Below are 22,750 nucleotides of genomic sequence, written 5' to 3'. Positions count from 1 at the left end.
GCTCCAAGATGTTGCTCGAACTCGATAGCGATACGCCGCAGGCGCTTAGCGCCCACCGGGAGGTGGTCCATTACCAGCGCGACGGCGTCACCACGGACAGCGCCATGCAGCTGCCCTGCGAAACTCCGGTGGCGCTGGTCTACAACGGCATAGCCCACAGCGTCATGATGTGTTCGGCCGCCGATCTGGAGGACTTTGCCATCGGCTTTTCACTCTCCGAGGGGATCATCGACAGCCTCCACGATATCCACGACATCGATCAGGTCGATGGCTGCCAGGGGATTGAGCTGCATATCACCCTGGCCAATCGCTGCGTCCATCGCCTGAAAGAGAAGCGGCGTACCCTGGCGGGGCGCACTGGGTGCGGCATCTGTGGCAGCGAGAGCCTGGAGCAGGTGGTGCGCACTTTGCCGCGGCTGCCGGACAGCCAGTGCTTCGAGGTGACTCTGATCGACAAGGTGCTGGACGCGCTGCGGCCCCTGCAGTTGCTGGGGCAGAGCACGGGGGCCACCCATGCCGCCGTCCATGTGGACGGGGAGGGTAATATCCTGGCCATTCGCGAGGACGTGGGGCGCCACATAGCGCTCGACAAGCTGGTGGGGCACCTGCAGCGCACCGGCCGGCGCGACGGCGCCATCCTGGTGACCAGCCGCGCCAGCTTCGAGATGGTGCAAAAGTGTGCCAGTGCCGGTGTGGAGATCCTGTTCGCCATCTCGGCCGCCACTGAGCTCGCGGTCGAGCGGGCCGAGCAGACCGGGCTTACCCTGGTGGGCTTTTGCCGCCCGGGCCGCGCCGAGATTTACAGCGGTCGTCAGCGCATCCTGCTGGGGTAGTGTGGCCGCGGTCACCGCCTCATCCGGTCGGCGACGTCATAGCGCCGGCAGGCACAAGGCCATTGGCGGACGGGGGGCGGCTCGGGTATAGTCCTGCGCCAACAAGATAGGTTCGGCCGGGCGAAGCGCAACCCGCACCCGCAAGGGTTGCCTGAGGTCGCCGTCCGCCGACACAGCGTCAAAGGATACTTAGCCCATGAAATTCAGCCCCTTGCTGGATGAGATGATGAAGGCCCTGCAGGTGCTGCCGGGGGTCGGTCCCAAGTCGGCCCAGCGCATGGCGTTCACCCTGCTCGAGCGCGAGCGCAGCGGCGGCTTGCGACTGGCCCAGCTGCTCAACCGGGCGCTGACCGAGATAGGCCACTGCAGCCATTGCCGCACCTTCACCGAGAACGATCGCTGCGAGATCTGCGCCAATCCCAAGCGCGAAGAGAGCGGCCTGCTGTGCGTGGTGGAGAGCCCGGCGGACGTGGCCGCCATCGAGCACACGGGCCAGTTCTCCGGCCGTTACTTCGTGCTGATGGGGCACCTGTCCCCCCTCGATGGCATAGGTCCGGAAGAGCTGGGGCTGGAGATCCTGGAGCGGCGCCTGAAGGCCGAGTCCATCAGCGAGCTGATCCTGGCCACCAACCCCACCATCGAAGGGGATGCCACCGCCTGGTATATCGCCGACATGGCCCGCGCCGCCGGCGTCAAGGTGAGCCGGATTGCCCACGGCGTGCCGGTGGGGGGCGAGCTGGAGCTGGTGGATGGCACCACGCTTTCTCACTCCTTGATGGGGCGTCAGCCCCTTAATTGAGCCCGCGTCAGCCCCTTAATTGAGGCCGCATCAGCCACTGAGCTGAGCCTGCGCCAGGCTTATTGCTTCCCAAACCCGCCTCGGCGGGTTTTTGTTTGAGCGATGGGCGGTGCCTGGCTGAGTGCTGGCGCAAAAATCGCCATTCGCACCGTCAGCAGACTTGTCCCCCTTGAAATGGGGATCCCAGGCCCCATCTTGTATCAGGAATGTGTTCAACCCGAATCGCCTGAGGATAGTGTCGATGACCCAAAGCGTTCATGCCGAAACCCACGGGTTTCAGACTGAAGTCAAACAACTGCTGAGCCTGATGGCCCACAGCCTCTACTCCAACAAAGAAGTGTTCCTGCGCGAGCTGATCTCCAACGCCTCAGATGCGGCGGACAAGCTGCGCTTCAAGGCGCTTTCCGATGCCTCTTTGTTCGAAAACGACGGCCAGTTGCGCGTTCGCCTGGTGGTTGATAAAGAGAACCGGACCCTGACCATCTCTGATAACGGTATAGGTATGAGCCGGGATCAGGTGATCGAGCATCTGGGCACCATCGCCAAGTCCGGCACCGCCGAGTTCTTCAAGAACTTGTCCGGTGATCAGGGCCGCGACTCCCAGCTGATCGGTCAGTTTGGTGTCGGTTTCTACTCCGCCTTCATCGTTGCCGACAAGGTGACTGTGGTTTCCCGCGCCGCCGGCACCGAGCCTGATCAAGGGGTGCAGTGGGAATCGGAAGGGGAAGGCTCCTTCACCGTGGCCGATGTGACCAAGGAAGGCCGTGGTACCGACGTCATCCTGCACCTGCGTGCCGAAGAGGAAGAGTTCCTCGACGACTGGCGTCTGCGCGCCGTGGTCGCCAAGTATTCCGACCACATCAGCGTGCCGGTGGAAATGTTCAAAGAGGGCACCCCGGACCGTGAAGAGGATGGCGAGACCGTCGTCGGTACCCCGGGCGAGTGGGAGCAGGTCAACCGCGCCACTGCACTCTGGACCCGCAATCCGAAAGAGATCAAGGACGAGGAGTACCAGGAGTTCTACAAGCACGTCGCCCACGACTTCGAAGATCCGCTCTTGTGGGGTCACAACCGGGTGGAAGGGGCGCAGGAGTACACCAGCCTGCTCTACGTACCGGCCCGTGCTCCCTTCGATCTCTACAACCGGGATCAGAAACACGGCCTCAAGCTCTACGTGCAGCGCGTCTTCATCATGGACGACGCCGAGCAGTTCATGCCGGCCTACCTGCGCTTCGTCAAAGGGGTGCTGGATTCCAACGATCTGCCGCTCAACGTCAGCCGTGAAATCCTGCAAGACAACAAGGTGACCGTCTCCCTGCGCAAGGCCTGCTCCAAGCGGGTGCTGACCATGCTGGCCAAGCTGGCCAAGGATGACAGCGAGAAGTACGCCAAGTTCTGGAGCGAGTTCGGCAACGTGCTCAAAGAGGGTCCGGCCGAGGATCACGCCAACCGCGAAGAGATCGCCAAGCTGCTGCGCTTTGCCAGCACGGCGGGCGAGGGCGAAGCCCAGACCGTCTCTCTCGAGGATTACGTTGGCCGCATGAAGGAAGGCCAGCAGAAGATTTACTACATCACCGCCGACAGCTTCGCCGCCGCCAAGAACAGCCCGCACCTTGAGATCTTCCGCAAGAAGGGCGTCGAAGTGCTGCTGATGTGGGAGCGCGTCGACGAGTGGTTGATGAGCCACCTGACCGAGTTCGACGGCAAGCAGCTGGTCTCTGTGACCCGTGGCGAGCTGGATCTGGGGGATCTGGAGGACGAAGCGTCCAAGCAGGCGCAGGAGGAGGCTGAAAAAGCCAACGCCGGTCTGGTGGAGCGGGTCAAGCAGAGCCTGGCCGACGCGGTGAAAGAGGTGCGTGTCACCCACCGTCTGACCGATTCACCCTCCTGCATCGTCACCGACGACCACGGCATGAGCACCCAGATGATCAAGCTGATGCGCGCCGCCGGCCAGCCGGTACCTGAGCAGAAGTACATTCTGGAACTGAACCCCGACCATGCGCTGGTGAAGAAGCTCGACACCATCCAGGACGAGGCGCTGTTCGGCGAGTGGGTCACCCTGCTGCACGAACAGGCCCAGCTGGCAGAGCAGGGCGGGCTGAATGATCCGGCGAGCTTCGTCTCCCGTATCAACCGTCTGTTACTCCAGGCATGATGTTTGGGCCCACTGCATGCAGTGGGCCTTTTTTATGTGGCGCTTGCCCGACAAGGGGCAAGCGCCTCTCTTCGTTATTGGGGGGCGCTGCATTTTCACTCATTTTTTCAGGGTAGCGTTGCGGCTTGAGTCGCCTCGCCGCTGCGGGAACATGGTGAAAAATAAGCCACTCACACGGGGCAAGCTTGTGAAAATGAGCGAAACCGTGTAGTTTTTTGCCTTCTCAAGAATTGAATAACCAATCAATAGGAGCGTGTATGCGCATTGTTCTGTTGGGGGCTCCGGGTGCCGGCAAGGGTACTCAGGCTCAGTTCATCATGGAAAAACATGGTATTCCGCAGATCTCCACCGGCGACATGCTGCGTGCGGCGATCAAGGCGGGCACCGAGCTGGGCCTCAAGGCCAAAGCCGTGATGGACGCAGGTCAGCTCGTCTCTGACGACATCATCATAGGCCTGGTCAAAGAGCGTATCGCCCAACCGGATTGCGCCAACGGCTTCCTGCTGGATGGCTTCCCGCGCACCATTCCCCAGGCGCAAGCCATGAAGGATGCCGGTGTCGTGGTCGACTTCGTGCTGGAATTCGACGTGCCGGACGAAGAGATCGTCAAGCGCATGAGCGGTCGTCGCGTTCACTCCGGCTCCGGCCGTACCTACCACGTGGTGTTCAACCCGCCGAAAGTGGAAGGCAAGGATGACGTGACCGGCGAGGATCTGGTGATCCGTGCCGACGACGAAGAGACCACGGTACGCAAGCGTCTGGACGTGTACCATCAGCAGACTGCGCCGCTGATCGGTTTCTACGGTAAAGAGGCGGAAGCGGGCAACACCCGTTACGTCAAGATCGACGGCACCCAGCCGGTGGATCTGGTCAGCAAGCAGCTGGCCGCCATCCTGGGCTAAGCCTGCCGTTGCCAACCGCAATCGGTCGATAACGAGTCTGAGACAAGGGTCCATCCAGGGCCCTTTCTTGCATCATAACAAGAACGACAAAAACAGCATGACAGGAAGCTAACGTGACCACCAAAACCGGGATCTTGCTCGTCAATCTGGGGACGCCAGCGGCGCCGACCACCTCCGCCGTCAAGGCCTTCCTCAGCCAGTTCCTACAGGATCCGCGGGTGGTCGAAATACCCCGCCTGTTGTGGTTCCCCCTGCTCAACTTCGTCATATTGCCACTGCGTGCCCCCAGGGTGTCCAAGCTCTACCAGCAGATCTGGACCGAGCAGGGATCGCCGCTGATGGCCATCAGCCAGCGTCAGCGCGATGCCCTCGAGCAGGAACTCAAGCGCGAAGGGGTGGATGTGCCCGTGGTGCTCGCCATGACCTATGGCAAGCCGTCACTGGCCGACGGTTGGCAGGCGCTCAAGGCGCAGGGGGTCAACCGGGTGATACTGTTGCCGCTCTATCCCCAATATGCCGCCAGCACCACGGCCGCGGTGTTCGACGGCTGGGCGCGGGTGATGAAAAACGAGCGCCACCTGCCGGTGATGCGGCTCATCCGCGACTATCACAATCACCCCGAATATATCCAGGCGCTGGCCATGAGCGTGCGCCGCCAGTGGGAGCAGCAGGGCCAGGGTGAGCATCTGCTGATGTCGTTCCACGGCATCCCCCAGCGCAGCGAAGACGAGGGTGATCCCTATGGTCATCAGTGCCGCCGCACCGCGACCCTGCTGGCCGAGGCCCTGGGTCTTGCGCCCGAACAGTGGAGCGCCAGTTTCCAGTCTCGCTTCGGCAAGCAGGAGTGGCTCAAGCCTTATACCGATGCCACCATCACGGCGCTGGCGGGGCAGGGGATCAAGCGACTCGATGTGATCTGCCCGGCGTTTTCCGCCGACTGCCTCGAGACTCTGGAGGAGATCCAGGTCGAGAACCGCCACCTCTTCACCGAGGCGGGTGGCGAGCAGTTCCACTACATTCCGGCGCTCAACAGCGATCAGGCCCATATCCGCATGATGGTGTCGCTGATCTGCCGCGAGCTGGCGTGACAGCCCCGGGTTTCAACGTTCAACGATAAGGATTGTCTTCATGATGCATATCACGCTGATCTACGCCGGCCTGCTGGGGCTCTTGTTCCTGCTGCTCTCCTTCTGGGTGGTCAAGCGCCGTGCCCAGTTCAAGGTGATGATAGGAGAAGGGGAGGCGCCCGAGATGCGCTCCGCGATCCGCGCCCACGGCAACTTCGCCGAGTACGTGCCGCTGACCCTGCTGCTGATGGCCCTGTGTGAACTGGCGGGGGTCGGTGCCCTCTGGCTGCACCTCGGCGGTGCGCTCCTGCTGGTGGGGCGAATCCTGCACGCCATCGGCATCCAGATCCCCAAGGCGCCGAACAAGCCCAGGCTGTTTGGCACCCTGTTCTTCTGGCTCTCCCTCGGCCTCTTCTCGGTGCTGGCCCTGGTGCAGGGGCTCTCGTTCGGCTGATCTCCTCATCGTTGCCGACTGAAAAACCACCTCCCGGCGAGGTGGTTTTTTTATGGGAGCGGGATAAACGTTTTCCTCTGCAGCCCTTGTCTATACTGACGCCATATTTTAATCAGGCGACTTTTCGGCGCGGCGGATTGTGTTAAAATCCCGCCCCTCTTTCCCCCAGAGCACAGAACATTGCCATGAAATTTCCCGGTCAGCGCAAGTCCAAACACTACTTCCCGGTCGACAGGCGCGATCCCCTGATCCCGCAAAATCCCCTGCTTACCGAACTTGGCAAAGCCTATGTGGTGGGAATCGATCAGACCCTGGTGGACATCGAAGCCCATGTGGATGAGGACTTCCTGAACCGTTATGGCCTGAGCAAGGGCCACTCTGTGGTGATCAGTGACGACGTGGCCGAACGGGTCTACGAAGAGCTCAAGACCAACAACATGGTGGTGAGCGAGTTTGCCGGTGGCACCATAGGCAACACCATGCACAACTATTCGGTGCTGGCGGACTCCCACTCCATCCTGCTCGGTGTCATGAGCCAGGACATCCGCATCGGCAGCTACGCCTACCGCTATCTGTGCAACACCTCTTCCCGCGTCAACCTCGATTACCTGCAGCCGGTGGACGGCCCGGTCGGTCGCTGCTTCACCTTCATCACAGAGTGCGGCGAGCGCAGCTTTGGCATCAACGCCGGCAAGATGAACCAGCTGGATGTGCACCATGTGCCGGAAGAGGTGATCAAGGGGGCTTCCGCCCTGGTGATCACCGCCTATCTGGTGCGCGGTGACGATGGCGATCCCATGAAAGAGGCCGCCATGGCCGCCGTGCGTTACGCTCGCGAGGCCGGCGTGCCCGTGGTGCTGACCCTGGGTACCCGCTTCGTCATTGCCGACAATCCCCAGTGGTGGCGCGACTTCATCGCCGAGAACGTGACTGTGCTGGCGATGAATGAAGATGAGGCCGAGGCTTTGACCGGCATCGCCGATCCCCTCGGCGCTGCCGACAAGGCGCTGGACTGGGCCGACATGGTGCTCTGCACCGCCGGCCCCATCGGCCTCTACATGGCGAGCTATACGGAGGAAGACTACAAGCGCGAGACCACCCATACCCTGCTGCCCGGCGTCATCCCCGAGTTCAACATGTATGAGTTCAGCCGCCCCATGGCCCGCGCCAAGTGCCGCAAGCCTGCGCGCATCTACTCCCACATCTCCCCTTACATGGGTGGCCCGGAGAAGATCAAGAACACCAACGGGGCAGGGGATGGCGCGCTGTCTGCCGTGCTGCACGACATGGTGGCCAACGCCTATCACCGCATGAATGTGCCGAACTCCGCCAAGCACATGTCCGAGTTCCTGACCTACTCCTCCCTGGCCCAGGTGTGCAAGTACGCCAACCGGGTCAGCTATGAGGTGCTGGCCCAGAGCAGCCCGCGTCTCTCTCGCGGTCTGCCCGAGAAGGAAGACAGCCTGGAAGAGGTTTACTGGGAGCGTTGATCCCGGCCATGGCAAACGCCTCCTTCGGGAGGCGTTTTATCAGGCAAAACACGGCATTGGGCAGTTTTTTGTGCGAATAACCCCAAGATGCTTGAGTCCATGTCACTTTTGCGACACCATTTGGCCACCGCATTGCCACTCGGCACTGCAGTGGCCGCAGCACCCGATAAAGAGAGAGCCCCATGAGTAAGTTAACTGACAATCTTGACGCCAATTTCCAACTGTTCATCGAAGAAGTCCGCGAGTCGGGTCAGGTGTGGGGCTTGCGTTACGGTGAAGACTGGGTCGTCTGCCGCTCTGCCGAATTTGAAGATGCCGATGTGATGCCGCTCTGGTCCGCCGAGGTAGATGCCCGCCTGCATTGCGTGGACGAGTGGGCCGACTACGAGCCGGAAGTGATCGAGCTGGAAGAGTTCCTCGACATCTGGATCAACGATCTGGACGAGGACGATGTGCTGATCGGCCCGAACTGGAATGCCGATCTGGAAGGCCAGGAGCTCGAACCCATAGAGCTGGCCAAGGCACTGGTCGAACTGGACGCCTGAACCGTTCTGCATTGATGGCCACGGCCATCGGATGCCTGAAGAACCGATATCCGCGAGGATGTCGGTTTTTTTATGGCCAGCTTGCAGAATACTGAATGAAAAGGTGATTTGGCTTTGCACCTGCGGGGGGTATGGTCCATCATCAACCTTTTGCCGAGCGGGAGGAGCCATGTTTGTATTCGACGTAACCGGCATTGCAGGGGAGCGCGCCGAGATCCGGGTCCAGGCGCTGGACTGGGGGCAGACAGGCCCAGTCACCTTCAGCTGTGATGACGACCAACTGGCCGTGCTGCTGTTGACCGAGTGCCGCTGCGATGCGGTGGGTTTCTTCAATCTGCTGGCGGGCAGCAAGCCGCTTTATCTCGAACAGTGGCTCGCCTATCTGCAGGAGACAGGCCGCATCGCCAAACAGAGCAGCCAGCTGGAGAGCCCGGCCCAGAGCGACTACCTCGCCAGAGCCGGCTTCGAGCACGAAGAGCTCAATGCCCTGCTGGGCCAGATCTATCAGGTGGCGGGTTTCAACCGCCTGCAGATCAACCGCTACCTCAAGAATCGCCACAATCCCACCACACTGGCGACCCGTTACGATCAGAAGGAGCTGGAACGTTATCGCCAGCTCAACGACATCATTCTGACTCTGCTGAAGTTGAAGCGTCCTCAGTAAACAGGCCAAGCTGGCTGATATCCGGCCGCAACTGCTGGGGCTTGGCGATGAGATAACCCTGCAAGCCGTCCACATACATGCCCTGCAGCAGCTGTTTCTGGCCAAGCTGCTCCACCCCTTCCGCTATCACCTGGCAGCCCATACGATGTGATACGTCCACTATCATCCGCACGAACTGCTGATTGGTCAGATCCTGCTCCAGCCCCGTGATCAGGGCGGGATCCAGCTTGATGTAGTCGGGCTTGAGCTCGCGAAACAGGTTGAACGACCCTATCCCCTTGCCGAAGTTGCAGATGGCGGAGCGACTGCCGTTGCGCCTGAGCAGCTCGAACACCCGCTTGGCCCCCGTCATGTTGCGCTCCAGATGCTCCTCATCCAGCTCGAACACCAGGTTGGCGCTGGTGTTGGGATCCTTGAGCAATTGCCGGTCGAGCCAGATCAGGAAGGCGCTGTTTTGCAACAGGTTGCTGGAGAGGCTGATGCCCCAGCGACTCTGGTTGGAGCCAAATGCCCGGTACTGGCGCATGACGTTGATGACCAGCATCTGCTCCAGCCGCATCACCATGTCCAGTCGCTGGGCCATGGCAAACAGGGTGTCGGTTGGCAGCACTGTGCCGTCGGCGCCGCTGAAGCGGGTGTAGATCTCGTTGTAGGCCAGCATGCTGCGGTGCATGGGCTGGATCGGCTGATAGGTGAAGCTGATGCGCTCCTGCTCCAGCAGATCATTGAGCACCAGCTTCCAGTGGTGCTGGCCCTGCAGTTCCACCACGTCATCGTCCTGTTGAATGGCCCAGCCGTTGACCGTTTCTGTCTGGGCACGGGCCAGCGCCAGATCAGCCCGCGCCAGTATGGCCTCTATCTTCTGCCCGCTGCTCAGGCGCGTCAGCCCCGAGTAGGCGGCGCTCTCCAGCTCGTGTTGCTGCTGATAGTGATCGAAGGCGATTTTCAGATCCCGGCCGAGCAGGGGCGGCGGTATGTTGGCCACCGGCTGCACCAGCACGGCGAAGTCGGCCCCCGAGATGCGATAGACCTGATGGCCCGGGAAGCGGCTGACCACCCGGGTGATGAGATTGGCGATATCCTTGATGTAGGCGTCCCCCGACTGGAAGCCGCGCTGGGCGTTGAGCTTGCCAAGTTCGGTGGCGCGGATCAGCACCAGGGTGGCGGTCTGGGTATCCTGATCCCGCTGCAGCAGCTCCGTCATGTCGCGCCGGAACGCGTGGCGGTTCTGCAACTGGGTCAGCTCATCCTGGGTGGCCTGATTGTGCAGCTCGCTGATCTGACGATGGGCGTCGAGCTCGGCTTCATTGAACCGGGTCAGCAGTTGTTGCAATGCCTCCTGGGCTGCCGGGCTCTCCAGACAGGCGGGATCGCGCAGTCGCAGTGCCTTGAGCCAGACTTGTTCCTGCTGTTCACGCTCGGCGTTGCGGGTGCGATGGGCCAGCATGAACAGCAGGCCAAAGCCGAGCAGGGTAGTGCCGACGATGAGGATCAGGGTGAAGAGGGTTGCCTGTACGGCGAGCCAGATGCCTTGTAACAACAGCAGAGGAGCACAGGTGACGGCTGCGATCAGTAACAGGTTACTCCCGAGCTTGTTCAACATCTTGTCATCCTTGATGATGCGTGTGATGTTGAAATTCTAACCAAGCTCGGGGTGTAAAGCATGGGATCCCGCTCAACTCCTGGAAAAGGGCCAATTGAAATCGGTTAAATGTGAGTGAAACCACTTTCATGGGCACTTAAAAAGGCGAAGATGGGTTGAAAATAGATCAAACAAGGCAGAGGTAAATCATGTTGTTAGAACCCGTAAATACTGCCAAAGCACGGCAATTATTGAATCAGAGTATGGCCTTGGTGCTCGCGGGGGGACGGGGCAGCCGCCTGAAGCAGTTGACAGACAACCGCGCCAAGCCTGCCGTCCATTTCGGCGGCAAGTTCCGCATCATCGACTTTGTGCTCTCCAACTGCATCAACTCGGGCATTCGCCGGGTGGGGGTGGTGACCCAGTACAAGTCCCACAGTCTGTTGCGCCACCTGCAATCGGGCTGGTCCTTCCTGCGCTACCAGATGAATGAATTCATCGATCTGTTACCTGCCCAGCAAAGGGTGGACGAGGTGCACTGGTATCGCGGCACCGCCGATGCCATCTATCAGAACGTCGACATCATTCGCGACTACGGCCCCAAATACATAGTGGTGCTGGCGGGGGATCACATCTACAAGATGGATTACGCCGCCATGCTGCTCGATCACGTGCGTCTCGGTGCCAAGGTGACGGTGGCCTGTATCGAGGTGCCACGGGCGGAGGCCTCTGCCTTCGGGGTCATGGACATAGACGAGCAGCGCAAGATCCGCGCCTTCGTCGAAAAACCGGCCAACCCGCCGGCCATGCCGGGCCATGAGGACAGATCCCTGGCCTCCATGGGCATCTACATCTTCGAGGCGGAGTACCTCTATCAGCTGCTGGAAGAGGACATCCACAATCAGGAGTCCAAGCACGACTTCGGCATGGACGTGATCCCGCGCATCGTGGGAGAGGGCAAGGCCTTTGCCCATCCCTTCACCATGTCCTGCGTCGGGGCCAAGGAGGGGCAGAAACCCTACTGGCGCGACGTGGGGACCCTGGATTCGTTCTGGGAAGCCAACATGGATCTCGCCTCCGTGGTGCCCGAGCTCGACATCTATGACGAGAACTGGCCCATCTGGACCAGCCAGACCATGACGCCGCCCGCCAAGTTCGTGCAGGACAGAAACGGTCAGCACGGCATGACCATCAACTCCATGTTCGCGGGCGGTTCCATCGTCAGCGGCTCCTTCGTGCTCAACTCTGTGCTGTTTACCCATGTGCGGGTGCACTCCTTCTGCACCCTGGATCAGGCCATCATATTCCCCGGGGTCGAGATAGGTGCCGGCTGCCGTCTGCGCCGGGTGGTGGTGGACAAGGGCTGCGTGCTGCCCGATGGACTGGTGGTGGGGGAGAACGCGGACGAGGATAGCCGCCGCTTCTACCGCTCAGAGCAGGGGATCGTGCTGGTGACCAAGGAGATGCTGGCCAAGCTGGCGTGAGAGAGAAGCGTGAAACTGTGTCAGACGTTGTAATGCAAAGGGAGCCGAATCAGCTCCCTTTCTTTATGGCGTGATCGTTGGATTTATCCGCTGACTTATTTCTCGCTGACAATGGCCTTGGCGGCCATCACCATGGCGGTGCCATGTTTGCCACCGGCGGCGGTGACTTGCGGCACGCCGTCTTCGTCCGTGTCGCCACCGGCTCCTTCGATGACGTTCTCACCGGAGTCGCCGATCCACTCGGCCATCTGCATGCCGCCGTTGACCGTGCCACGGAACCAGCTCACGTAGCGCTGGGTCAGCTGGGCCAGTTCCAGCGCAGGGGCCTTCTCTGTCCCCTCGTTGCGCAGGTTCAGCATGGCGGAGCGCAGGGCGCCCGAGATGGCGGCCTGGGTCCAGGGGGTGTATTCGCCCTGCTTGGCCGCAAGCCAGGTGCCTGCCTTGGCATTGAAGTAGGCCTTGTCGGTGGCGATGAAGAGCTCGCGCGCGGCAGTGCGGTACTTGGCATCCGAGGTCGCCAGGAAGGCGGCCGTCAGACCCCGCACGGCGGCAAATTGCGCGTCGATGGATTGACCGGCATCCAGCTTGCCACCCAGGGTCAAACCGTCATGCACCAGACCGTTCTTGCCCTTGAGCTTGCCGAGGATGAAGTCGGCCTGCTGGCGAATGAGCACCAGTGCCTGCTGGCCTTGTGCGGTTTTCAGGTTCAGCTCGCCGTTGTCACCGGCGGCGTAGCCGACCGGCAGTGCATCCTGGGCACGCTGGAAGATCTGCAGGGCGACCAGGGCGTAAGCGGCGTCGAAGGTGGTGACGTGCTTGCCTTGTTTACCTGCCTGCCAGCTGTCGACCAAAGTGCCGGCCTTGGGCTCGAAGTGCAGGGCGTTGAGGTTCTTGAACACCAGGCCGGAGAGGTTCAGGGCCAGGGAGAAGGCGTCGTCGCCGACCACCTGCTTGGCGCTCTGACCCTGGGTGTTGGCGGCCGGGGCGGCGGCAAACGGGGCACCGTCAAACACGGCGTGGAAGGCCGGATTCTGGTTGGTGTTGGCCGTGCGTTGATCGCTGAAGGCGTAGAACTCGGAGAGCGGCCACAGCATCATCCAGGCGTCGCGCAGCTGGGCTGAGCCATCCACCACCTCGAGCTTGCCGATGGCGCCCACGTCATTCTTGCTGGTTTCGGTCACTTTCACCTGATGGGGGAAGTAGACGATACCCTTGGACGGATCGTATTGCGGTGTGATCTTGGCACCCAGCTGCTTGCCATCGAAACCGAGCTGGCCCTGCATGATGGCCAGCTTGTCGATGGACTGCTCGGTCAGCATCATGCCGTTGAAGCCGTCGGCGGCAGAGACGCCCAGCTTGTGCTTGCCGTCCTGATCCATGGTGGCGGACGCGGCTTCCACCTCTTCATCGGTGTCGGCCACGTGCATGCCGCCGAGGAAATCCTGGGACCACATCACCTCTTTGAGCAGTATGCCGCCCACGGCTGCCGGGTTCAGCAGGTTGTCGGCACCGCTCCAGCGCAGGGTGGCGTAGTCGCGGAAGTAGGCCGGCACCTGGGTCTTGACGGTTTTCTCTGTGCCCTTGGCGGTCTTGATGGTGATCTGATCGCCGTTGACCGGGGTGGTGTTCACCGCTTGTGCAAACTCCGGATTGGCGGAGGCGTAGGGCAGGGAGAGGGGGTACATGCCTTGCGGCACTTCATCGGCCGGGAAGCCGACGGCCTCGGCCATGGCCAGCACCCGCTTGCCGAGGTCGGCCAGGGTGCCGCCGCGGGCCAGGTTTTGCGGCCCGTTCACCAGATGGGGGCCCATGCCGGACTGATAGTTCAGCGCGTACATGGCCTCTTCGGAATATTCATAGGATTCGATGCCGGCGGCGAAGTCGAACGGGGTCGGCTCATCGGCGCGGTTGGCATCCAGCACATCGAGATCCAGCCCCAGCGCTTCGGCCAGCGGCTCGCCGGAGAGCTCGAACTCGGTATAGGCCAGCATGTTGGCGGCGGTGTTGAATGTCTTGTCTTCCACCTTGACGGCAGCCTGTGCGGCGCCACTGAGCAGTGCGCAGGCGATCGCCTGTACCAGTACGGTTTTTCTCATGTCCCTTCTCACCATATGTTTGATTTTATTATGACGCTTCTCATGAATCTAAATGAGAATGGTGTGCATTATGTACCAAGGCGATGGGCTTGAGAAGAGAAAAGCCGCGCTCCGAGAGGGGCGCGGCCTGAGGGTCACAGCAGCTTGAAGGGGATGACCAGTCGGCCCGGTTCCACCTTGAGCGCCTCGACCTTCTCCTTGATCCTGGCTTCGTTCTTGCGACTGCCATCCAGCCGATAGACGGGCGTCTGGGAGAGGAACAGCGAGAGCGACTGGTTGAAAGTGGGCAGCAGCGGTGTGAGGGCTGCGCCCACGTCGGCCGGCTCCGTCTTGACCGAGATGAGTTCGAGATCGCGCAGGTAGATGGCGCCCTGCTCGGCCACATAGTCGGGGCGGGCGCTGAGGGAGAAGCGGATCTTCATCTGCTGGCTGCCAAGGGGGCTGCTGACCTGCAGATCACCGGCAGCATCCAGCTCGACCCGATCGGCGCGGGCGCGGCCGATGCGGCTCTGCATCTCGTCCAGGCGGATCTTGCTCGACATGATGCCGGGGATCCCCAGCTGTTTCTCGAAGGCGACCCTCTCTTTGAGGTATTGGTTGATTTCGCCTTCGCTGACGTTGTACTGGGTGAGCGAACAGGCTGCCAGCAGCAGGCTGAGGGGGAGCAGAAGCAGGTGCTTTAACATCGACAGTTCCGTGAGTTGAGATAAGTGACCAGAAAGATGGCGCCATCTTAGGGGGAAATGCCCCTGGCTGCCAGTCTGGGCACACAGCTGCCGTTTTTGTCGCAGCCTCATATGGGGTGTGGGCTGTGTCTTCATACGAGTAACCCCTTCGGTGCCTGGCATGGCAGGCCGCCAGTGGCGCGGCTTGCCCAATATCCACAGATAAGTTCCAGTTTTATCGATATAAAAATCCCATTGACCGGGTGATTTCAAAGCGAGTATTTTACCGCCGCACAAATACAAATTGATAATCATTATCATTTTGAATCATGTTTGAGGGTGTAACGTGGATACTCTTGTGATGGAAAATAGCGCACCTGCCCAGGCTGCGTCTCCGCCCGATTTCTTGTTTACCTCAGGTCAGGGCACGATCAGCGCCTACGATCTGGGCCAGCCTATCACCACCCCCGCCTGCGAATGGCCCCTGCTGGAGCGACAGATAGCCAGGGCGCTGGCGGCGGCCGAGGCCGCAGGGCAAGCCAATCCGCTACTGATCGGTGCCTTCGCCTTCGACCCGGCCGACGCCTCCTGCCTCTATGTGCCCGGCCGTTATGAGCGGGGAGAGCGAGCGCCTGCGGTGGAGCGTGCCGCCGAGGCCAATCAGGTCATCTCGGTGCAGAGCACGCCGGCGGCGGCCGAGTTCAAGACATCGGTCAGCTCGGCGCTGGATGCCTTCGCCCAGGGTCACCTCGCCAAGGTAGTGCTGTCGCGCAAGCTGATCCTCACGCTGCACAAACCCGCCGATCCCGAGCAGGTGCTGGCCCGGCTGATGAGCCAGAATCCCCATGCCTTCCACTTCTCCCTGCCGCTCGGGCAAGATCGCCGCCTGCTCGGCGCCAGCCCCGAGCTGCTGTTGCGGGTCAGCGGGGGCGAGGTGTTCACCCACCCGCTGGCGGGCTCTGCCAAGCGCGGCGGCGAGCCGGCGCAGGACCGGCAGGTGGCCCGGGATCTGCTGGCCTCCCGCAAGGATCAGCATGAACACCGTTTGGTGATCGACGAGATCCGCCGGGTGCTGACACCGCACTGCCGCGAGCTGGCCATCCCCGCCAATCCCACCCTGATGAGCACGGATACCCTCTGGCATCTGGGCACGCCCATCGCCGGCCAGCTGCATCCGGGTCAGGCTTCTGTGCTCTCCCTGGCCTGTCAGCTGCATCCGACCCCGGCCCTGTGCGGTTACCCCACAGAGCTGGCGCGCCAGTTCATCCTCGAGCAGGAGCCCTTTCGGCGCGCCCTGTTCAGCGGCATCGTCGGCTGGTGCGACAGTCAGGGCAATGGCGAGTGGGCCGTGGTGATCCGCTGTGGCGTGCTCGATGGCCATCAGGTGGAGCTGTTTGCCGGCGCCGGCATAGTGGCAGGCTCGGATCCCGCCATGGAGTGGGCCGAGACCGGTACCAAGCTGGGGACCATGCTCAAAGCCCTGGGCCTGAGTCCGGAGGTGGCACAATGACTCAGCCCAACCGCTTCCTGCCCTATACCCGCTGGCCCGCAGAGCTGGCGGATCAATACCGAGCCAAGGGCTATTGGCGCGGTGAACCCTTGACCGCCATGCTGGCGCGCCAGTGCGAAGTGGCGCCGGATGCCGAGGCCATCCTCTGCGGCGAGCGCAGCTTCAGTTATCGCGAGCTGGACGCGGCCTCGAGCCGATTGGCCGGGCGGCTCGCCCGCCATGGCCTGGGGGTGGGGGATACCGCCCTGGTGCAGCTCCCCAATGTGGCCGAATTCTATCTGGTGTTCTTCGCCCTGCTCAAAGTCGGCATAGCCCCGGTCAATGCCCTCTTTAGCCACAACCGGCTGGAGCTGGCCTCTTACGCCGAGCAGATCATACCCCGCCTCTTTATCGGCTCGCTCGCCCATCCGCTGTTTGCCAACGGGGATCGCCACAGTGACCTGCTGCGAGGCATAGGTGCCGAGCTGGTGTTGCTGGATGGCGAAGCGGGCGAACTGGGTCTGGCCCACTGGCTAGGGGCGCGAGATGACATGGGCACGGCGCCCCTGAACTATGGCCCTAGCCCGGCGGACGAGGTGGCCTTCTTCCAGCTCTCCGGCGGCAGCACAGGCACTCCCAAGCTCATTCCCCGTACTCACGACGACTATCTCTACAGCGTGCGCCGCAGCAATGAGATCTGTGAATTGGGGCCCCACACCCGCTATCTGTGCGCCCTGCCGGCGCCTCACAACTTCCCCCTGAGCTCCCCGGGTGCCCTGGGGGTGTTCGAGGCGGGCGGCGCCGTGGTGCTGGCGCCGGATCCCGGCCCCATGAGCTGCTTCCCGCTGATAGCCCGCCACGGCGTCAACCTCTGCTCTCTGGTGCCGCCGGCGGTCTCCCTCTGGTTGCAGGCGGCCGAGGCGGACCCGTCCGTGCGCCGCCAGCTCGAGAGCCTGGCCTTGCTGCAGGTGGGCGGCGCCAAGCTGGCCGAGGCGGTGGCGCGCAAGATCACCCCGCTGCTCGGCTGCCGGCTGCAACAGGTGTTTGGCATGGCCGAAGGCCTGGTCAACTACACCCGGCTGGACGATAGCGATGACAAGATAATCCACACCCAGGGCCGCCCCATGAGCCCGGACGACGAGGTGCGCATCCTTGATGAGGCGGGCAATCCGGTCGCTCCCGGCGAGCCTGGCGCCCTGCACACCCGCGGCCCCTACACCTTCCGCGGTTACTACCAGAGCCCGGCCCACAACGCCCGGGTGTTCGATGCCGAGGGCTTCTACTGCTCCGGCGATCTGGTGGTACAGGATGCCGATGGTTACCTCACCGTGGTCGGGCGGCAGAAGGATCAGATCAACCGGGGCGGCGAGAAGATCGCGGCGGAAGAGGTGGAAAACCAGCTGCTGCACCACCCGGCCATCACCCATGCGGCCCTGGTCTCCATGCCCGATAGCGCCATGGGGGAAAAGAGCTGCGCCTTCATCGTCAGCACGGATCCCGCCTTGAAGCCGCTGGCCTTGCGCAAGTTTCTGCGCGAGCGCGGGGTGGCGGACTTCAAGCTGCCCGACCGTTTCGAAACCCTGGACGCCCTGCCGATGACGGCGGTGGGCAAGATTGACAAGCAGGGGCTGCGGGCGCGCATTGCGCACGCCATCGCCGCCAACCAGTCCCTGACAACAGCATAAAACTAAAAAGGAATCATGACGTTATGGCTATCCCAACCCTGAACAATTACGCCATGCCCAGCCAGTGGAAGGCCAACAAGGTCAACTGGTCTCTGGATCCCAAACGCGCCGCCCTGCTGATCCACGACATGCAGGAGTACTTCACCGCCTTCTATGGCGAAAACAGCCCGCTGATCGCGGATCTCACCGAGCGCCTGGCCGCCGTGCGCAAGCAGTGCAAGGCACTCGGCATCCCGGTCTTCTACACCGCCCAGCCCAAGGATCAATCCCCCGAAGATCGCGCCCTGCTCAACGACATGTGGGGCCCGGGGCTCAACAAGCGGCCCGAGCTGCAGCAGGTGGTGGCAGCACTCTGCCCAGAGCGGGACGACACTGTGCTGGTCAAGTGGCGCTACAGCGCCTTCCAGCGCTCCGAGCTCGAGCAGATGCTCAAAGCGCTGGGACGGGATCAGCTCATCATAGGCGGCATCTACGGCCATATCGGCTGCATGATGACCGCCTGCGACGCCTTCATGCGTGACATTCAGCCCTTCTTCCTGGCGGACGGGGTGGCGGACTTTTCCCTGGCCGACCACCAGATGGCGCTGGACTACGTGGCGACCCGCTGCGGCAAGGTGATCCCCTGCGAGGAGGTGCTGGCCATTGCCCCGGCTTCCACCTCTGCCACCCAGAGCAATCCGTTGCTGACCTACGAGGGGCTCAAGGCGCGGCTGCTGAGCCATATCGACGAGGACGAGGGGGAGTTTGATCCCGACGAGAACCTCATCGACTACGGCCTGGATTCGGTGCGCATCATGTCCCTGCTCACCGAATGGCGCGCCGCCGGGGTGGAGCTCGGCTTCGTGGACTTGGCCAAGCTGCCGACCCTCAACGGCTGGTGGCGCCTGATCGAGAAGAAGCTGGCCGAGCAAAACACCCTGGAGGTGGTGCAATGAGCCGCTTCCCCTTGACCATACCCCAGCAGGGGCTCTGGTCCGGTCATCTGCTCAACGACGACAAGGCGATGTTCAACACCGCCGAGTGCATCGCCTTCGATGGCAAGGTCGACGCGGCCGTGCTGGTGGCCGCGCTCATCCGGGCTGTGGGTGAGTGCGAGGCGCTCAAGGGCCACTTCGAAGAGGATGGGGAGGCGGTCTGCTTCGTTTCGGACGAGGCACAGCTCGCCTATGGCGAGGTGAACCTGGCGAGTGACGACGAGGCCGCCGCCCGCGGCTGGGCCTGGGCCGATCTGCGCCGTCCGTTCGAGTTGACCAAAGAAGCCCCCTGCCGCTTCGCCCTGCTGCGCGGCCCCGGCCGGGATTACCTCTACAGCTGCGTGCACCACATAGCGCTGGATGGCTTTGGCACCACCTTGCTGTTCCAGCGCATCGCCGAACTCTATGGCGAAGGGCTGGCAGGGGCAGTGCCGTCGCCATCGCCGTTTGGCCTGCTGGACGAGGTGCTGGCCGAAGAGCTGGCCCGCGAGGATAGCGGCAAGAACGCCGCCGCCCGCACCTTCTGGCAGGAGCAGTTGCAAGGCTGGCCCGAGGTGAAATCCTTTGGCGAGGCCCGCGCCCCCATCGCCGCCGAGTTTATTCGCGAGAGCCGCCCGCTGCCGGCGGCGCTGTGGCAGGCGCTGACCGGCTTTGCCGACGAGCACAAGTTGGGTTGGCCCGATCTGCTGCTGGCCGGCCTCTCGGCCCAGTTGTCCCTTGCCAGCGGTCAGGAAAAGACCCTGCTTGGCCTGATGATGATGAACCGCATCGGTTCGGCCTCCCTGACCGTGCCCTGCATGCAGATGAACATCACCCCCCTGGCTCTCGCGCTTGGTGAAGAACTGGATCTGGCGGGAGCAGCCGGCGCCGTGGCCAAGGCCAAGCGCGGGGTGCGCAAACACCAGCACTACCGCTACGAACTGCTGCGCCGAGACCTTGGTCTGGTGGGGGGCGACAAGCGCCTGTTCGGCCCACTGGTCAATATCATGCCGTTCGATCATGCCCGCCGGTTTGGCCCCCTCAGTGCCCATATTCTCAACATCAGTGCCGGCCCTGTGGAGGATCTCACCATAGAGGTGCAAGTCGGCGCCGACGGTCAGCCCAGACTGGATCTGGACGCCAACCCCGGTTGCTACCAGCAGGCCGATCTGGCGGCCATCGCCGATACCCTGTTCGCCCTGCTGGGCCGCTGGCTGGCCGAGCCCACCCTGACTCTGGGAAGCCTCAAGGCCGACTGGCTGGCCGAGCAGCGGCTGGCTGCGCTGATCACTAGCCCTGACCATGAAGTGATCAAGGTGCGCCCTGTGCTGGATGCGCTCTGCCACTTCGCCGCCCAGACCCCGCACAAGATTGCCTTGATACAAGGGGAGGTGAGTGTCAGCTACGAGGCGCTGCTGACTCGCTGCGAGCAGATGGCGGCGGCCCTGCAGGCGTCCGGTGTGCAGCCGGGAGATAGAGTCGGCGTCATGCTGGCCCGCACCCCCCAGGCCATCTTCGCCCAACTGGCTGTACTCCTGGCGGGCGCCGTCTATGTGCCGCTAGACCCCGAGCAGCCGCTGGAACGTCAGGGCCACATACTGCGGCTGGGGGAGGTCAAGACCCTGATCACCCAGGCGGAATATCGCCACAAGCTGGCCAGCCTGTTTGAAGGTCGTACTCTCCTGGCGGGGGATCTGGTGAGCGACGATCGGCTCAACCAGCCGGCCGCCGGTCGCGCCGTCGCCTACCTGATGTTCACCTCCGGCTCGACCGGTCTTCCCAAGGGGGTGGCGGTCAGTCACGGGGCGCTGGATCACTTTGCCGCCGCCGCCCGCTGCCGCTATCACCTGGATGAGGGGGCGCGGATGCTGCAATTCGCCCCCTTCAATTTCGACGCCAGCATCGAAGAGGTGTTCGCCACCCTGAGCGCCGGTGCGACCCTGGTGCTGCGCACCGACGCCCTGCTCGAATCCATTCCCGCCTTCGTGGCCGGGGTGGAGGCGCTGGGGATCACCCATCTCGATTTGCCCACCGCCTTCTGGAACGAGTGGGTGGTGTCCCTCGGCGCGGGCCAGGCCCATATCCCGGCCAATCTGGCTACCGTCATCATAGGCGGCGAGGCCGTCTACCCCGAGCAACTGGCCCAGTGGCAGCGTCAGGGCCGCACTGATGTGCGCCTCTTCAACACCTACGGCCCCACCGAGACCACTGTCGTGGTCACCACTCAGGAGTTGCAAGGGGAAGACCCGACTCAGGCCCAGCTGCCCATAGGTCTGCCGCTGCCCGGCATGCAGGCACTGATCCTGGGGGCGGGGGAGCAACCCGCCGAGGAGGGGGAGCTGGTGCTGCTCGGCCCGCAGCTCGCCAACGGTTATGTGGGCAGCGCGCAGAGCGCGAATGTGCAGAGTGCACAGGGCGGTTTCGGTACCCTGAGGGTCGGCGCGCAGGAGCTGCCCGTCTATCGCACCGGCGATAGAGTGCGCTGGGTGGCCGGTCGTCTGGTCTATCTGGGCCGGCGCGACAACGAATTCAAGATCAGCGGCTACCGGATCCAGCCCGGCGAGGTGGAGGCCCAGTTGCTGGCCCTGCCCGGGGTGGACGAGGCCTGCGTGCAGGGGGTGAGCATCGGCAGCGTGCGCCGGCTGGTGGCCTTCGTGGCCGGGTCCGAGCGCGACAGCCGGGTCATCAAGGCGCAGCTCGCCAAGGTGCTGCCTGCCGCCATGATCCCCACGGACTATCGCCACTATGACCAGTTGCCCCGCACCGGCTCCAACAAGCTGGATCGCAAGGCCCTGCTGGCTCAGTACCAGGCGGGGGGGGAAGCCCTGACGCTGGGCAGCGAGACCGAGAACAGGGTCGGCGCCATCTGGCAACAGATCCTGGGGCTGGCCACCATGGCGCCCGCTGACAACTTCTTCGAGCTGGGGGGCCAGTCCCTGCAGACCATACAGATAGTGAACCGGCTCGGCGCCGAGTTCGGGGTACAGGTCAAGGTCTCCGATGTCTTCGATCATCCCCGTCTGGATGAGTTCTGCCGTTTCCTCGATGGCAAGCTGACCGAGGATGAAGAGAGCGTGGAGATGGTCTGGTGATGGGCAAGATGACGAAGGAGCAGCAAAAAATGGCGTTTGATTTCACTGGCAAGCGGGTCTGGGTAACCGGGGCCGGACGTGGCATAGGGTTTGAGGTGGCGCAGCAGTTCGTGGCCGCCGGCGCCGAGGTGATCGGGCTGGATCAGGCCTTCCCCCATGCGGATTATCCCTTCACCACCCGGTTGCTCGACATTCGCGACTCAGGGGCGGTCAATGCCTGCTGCGAGGGACTGCTGGCGGACGGCGGGCTGGATGTGCTGGTGAACGGGGCCGGGGTCTTGCGCCTCGGCCCCACCGAGACCCTGAGCGATACCGACTGGGATGACTGCATGACGGTCAACGCCAGCGGCGTCTTCTACCTGCTGCGGGCCCTGGTGCCCCATTTCAAGGCGCAGCAGCACGGTGCCATCGTCACCATAGGCTCCAACGCGGCCCATGTGCCGCGCATGCAGATGGCTGCCTACTGCGCCTCCAAGGCGGCGGTCACCAGCCTGACCCAGACGGTGGGGCTGGAGCTAGCCCCCTTCGGCGTGCGGGTCAACCTGGTGTCGCCGGGCTCGACGGATACCGAGATGCTGCGCGGCATGCTGCCCGATGAGGGGGCCATGGCCCGCACCATAGCCGGGCTGCCGGCCCAGTTCAAACTCGGCATCCCACTGAACAAGATTGCCACCCCCCGCGAGATCGCCAATACCGTCCTCTTCCTGGCCTCGAGCCTGGCCAGCCACATCACGCTGCAGGATCTGGTTGTCGACGGCGGCGCCACCCTGAGCGCCTGATCCAAGAGGCTGAGAT

The 22,750-nt window shown here is 62.8% G+C and carries 18 protein-coding genes; 15 read left to right on the top strand and 3 right to left on the bottom strand.

What is annotated here, in order from left to right:
- The first annotated feature begins 8 nt into the window (after positions 1-8).
- The 9 genes from fdhD to IU367_RS12580 all read left to right on the top strand — a co-directional run bounded on the left by fdhD (position 9) and on the right by IU367_RS12580 (position 8,909).
- A complete protein-coding gene (fdhD, locus tag IU367_RS12620; RefSeq protein ID WP_274452068.1) occupies positions 9-833 on the top strand; it encodes a formate dehydrogenase accessory sulfurtransferase FdhD in 825 nt (274 codons plus the stop codon).
- Positions 834-1,029: 196 nt separating this feature from the next.
- Positions 1,030-1,632, top strand: a complete 603-nt coding sequence (gene recR, locus IU367_RS12615; RefSeq protein ID WP_043138375.1) for a recombination mediator RecR — start codon at positions 1,030-1,032, stop codon at positions 1,630-1,632.
- A gap of 241 nt (positions 1,633-1,873) precedes the next feature.
- Positions 1,874-3,787: a molecular chaperone HtpG gene (htpG, locus tag IU367_RS12610; protein ID WP_098984246.1), complete on the top strand. Its 1,914-nt coding sequence runs from the start codon at positions 1,874-1,876 to the stop codon at positions 3,785-3,787.
- Between the two features lie 257 nt (positions 3,788-4,044).
- Complete coding sequence (adk, locus tag IU367_RS12605; protein ID WP_043138383.1) at positions 4,045-4,689, top strand: adenylate kinase; 645 nt, start codon at positions 4,045-4,047, stop codon at positions 4,687-4,689.
- A 113-nt stretch (positions 4,690-4,802) separates the two neighbouring features.
- Positions 4,803-5,777: a ferrochelatase gene (hemH, locus tag IU367_RS12600; RefSeq protein ID WP_274452067.1), complete on the top strand. Its 975-nt coding sequence runs from the start codon at positions 4,803-4,805 to the stop codon at positions 5,775-5,777.
- A gap of 40 nt (positions 5,778-5,817) precedes the next feature.
- Positions 5,818-6,210, top strand: coding sequence for an MAPEG family protein (locus IU367_RS12595; protein ID WP_103472403.1), 393 nt, complete (start codon positions 5,818-5,820; stop codon positions 6,208-6,210).
- Between the two features lie 185 nt (positions 6,211-6,395).
- Entirely contained in the window at positions 6,396-7,700 is a 1,305-nt protein-coding gene (locus tag IU367_RS12590; protein ID WP_043138387.1) for an inosine/guanosine kinase, read from the top strand.
- A gap of 182 nt (positions 7,701-7,882) precedes the next feature.
- Positions 7,883-8,245: a DUF2750 domain-containing protein gene (locus IU367_RS12585; protein WP_042034251.1), complete on the top strand. Its 363-nt coding sequence runs from the start codon at positions 7,883-7,885 to the stop codon at positions 8,243-8,245.
- Between the two features lie 169 nt (positions 8,246-8,414).
- Positions 8,415-8,909, top strand: a complete 495-nt coding sequence (locus tag IU367_RS12580) for a hypothetical protein (protein ID WP_043138390.1) — start codon at positions 8,415-8,417, stop codon at positions 8,907-8,909.
- Here IU367_RS12580 and IU367_RS12575 read toward each other — a convergent pair.
- Complete coding sequence (locus tag IU367_RS12575; RefSeq protein ID WP_274452066.1) at positions 8,872-10,512, bottom strand: EAL domain-containing protein; 1,641 nt, start codon at positions 10,510-10,512, stop codon at positions 8,872-8,874. The genes IU367_RS12580 and IU367_RS12575 overlap by 38 nt on opposite strands.
- Positions 10,513-10,700: 188 nt before the next feature.
- Here IU367_RS12575 and glgC point away from each other — a divergent pair, with 188 nt between their 5' ends.
- Positions 10,701-11,975 (top strand): glucose-1-phosphate adenylyltransferase, encoded by a 1,275-nt coding sequence (glgC, locus tag IU367_RS12570; protein ID WP_043555434.1) that lies wholly within the window; start codon positions 10,701-10,703, stop codon positions 11,973-11,975.
- A 95-nt stretch (positions 11,976-12,070) separates the two neighbouring features.
- Here the strand turns inward: glgC and IU367_RS12565 are convergent, their stop codons facing one another.
- Together IU367_RS12565 and IU367_RS12560 are read right to left on the bottom strand one after the other, a co-directional pair.
- The gene (locus IU367_RS12565) at positions 12,071-14,071 is read right to left on the bottom strand and encodes a hypothetical protein (protein ID WP_274452065.1); all 2,001 of its coding nucleotides are present in this window, start codon (positions 14,069-14,071) and stop codon (positions 12,071-12,073) included.
- Positions 14,072-14,205: 134 nt separating this feature from the next.
- Positions 14,206-14,757 carry a lipoprotein gene (locus IU367_RS12560; protein WP_043138398.1) on the bottom strand — a complete coding sequence of 184 codons (552 nt, stop codon included), beginning with the start codon at positions 14,755-14,757 and terminating at the stop codon, positions 14,206-14,208.
- Between the two features lie 325 nt (positions 14,758-15,082).
- On the opposite strand from IU367_RS12560, the gene IU367_RS12555 reads away from it, so the two are divergent.
- Genes IU367_RS12555 through dhbA form a run of 5 tightly spaced genes read left to right on the top strand, consistent with a single transcriptional unit; the run spans position 15,083 to position 22,734 of the window.
- Positions 15,083-16,246, top strand: a complete 1,164-nt coding sequence (locus IU367_RS12555; protein ID WP_274452064.1) for an isochorismate synthase — start codon at positions 15,083-15,085, stop codon at positions 16,244-16,246.
- Positions 16,243-17,910, top strand: coding sequence for a (2,3-dihydroxybenzoyl)adenylate synthase (locus IU367_RS12550; protein WP_274452063.1), 1,668 nt, complete (start codon positions 16,243-16,245; stop codon positions 17,908-17,910). The genes IU367_RS12555 and IU367_RS12550 overlap by 4 nt, the downstream gene beginning before the upstream one ends.
- A gap of 23 nt (positions 17,911-17,933) precedes the next feature.
- Positions 17,934-18,845: an isochorismatase family protein gene (locus IU367_RS12545; protein ID WP_274452062.1), complete on the top strand. Its 912-nt coding sequence runs from the start codon at positions 17,934-17,936 to the stop codon at positions 18,843-18,845.
- On the top strand, positions 18,842-21,955 hold the full coding sequence (amoF, locus tag IU367_RS12540) for an amonabactin biosynthesis non-ribosomal peptide synthetase AmoF (RefSeq protein ID WP_274452061.1): 3,114 nt from the start codon (positions 18,842-18,844) through the stop codon (positions 21,953-21,955). Before IU367_RS12545 ends, amoF begins: the two co-directional genes overlap by 4 nt.
- Before the next feature lie 29 nt (positions 21,956-21,984).
- On the top strand, positions 21,985-22,734 hold the full coding sequence (dhbA, locus tag IU367_RS12535) for a 2,3-dihydro-2,3-dihydroxybenzoate dehydrogenase (RefSeq protein ID WP_274452060.1): 750 nt from the start codon (positions 21,985-21,987) through the stop codon (positions 22,732-22,734).
- The last annotated feature ends 16 nt before the right edge of the window (positions 22,735-22,750 follow it).

Origin of the sequence: Aeromonas bestiarum, from assembly GCF_028751155.1 — a bacterium.
Taxonomy (GTDB): Bacteria; Pseudomonadota; Gammaproteobacteria; order Enterobacterales; family Aeromonadaceae; genus Aeromonas; species Aeromonas bestiarum.
This window is presented reverse-complemented; position numbering and strand designations above follow the sequence as displayed.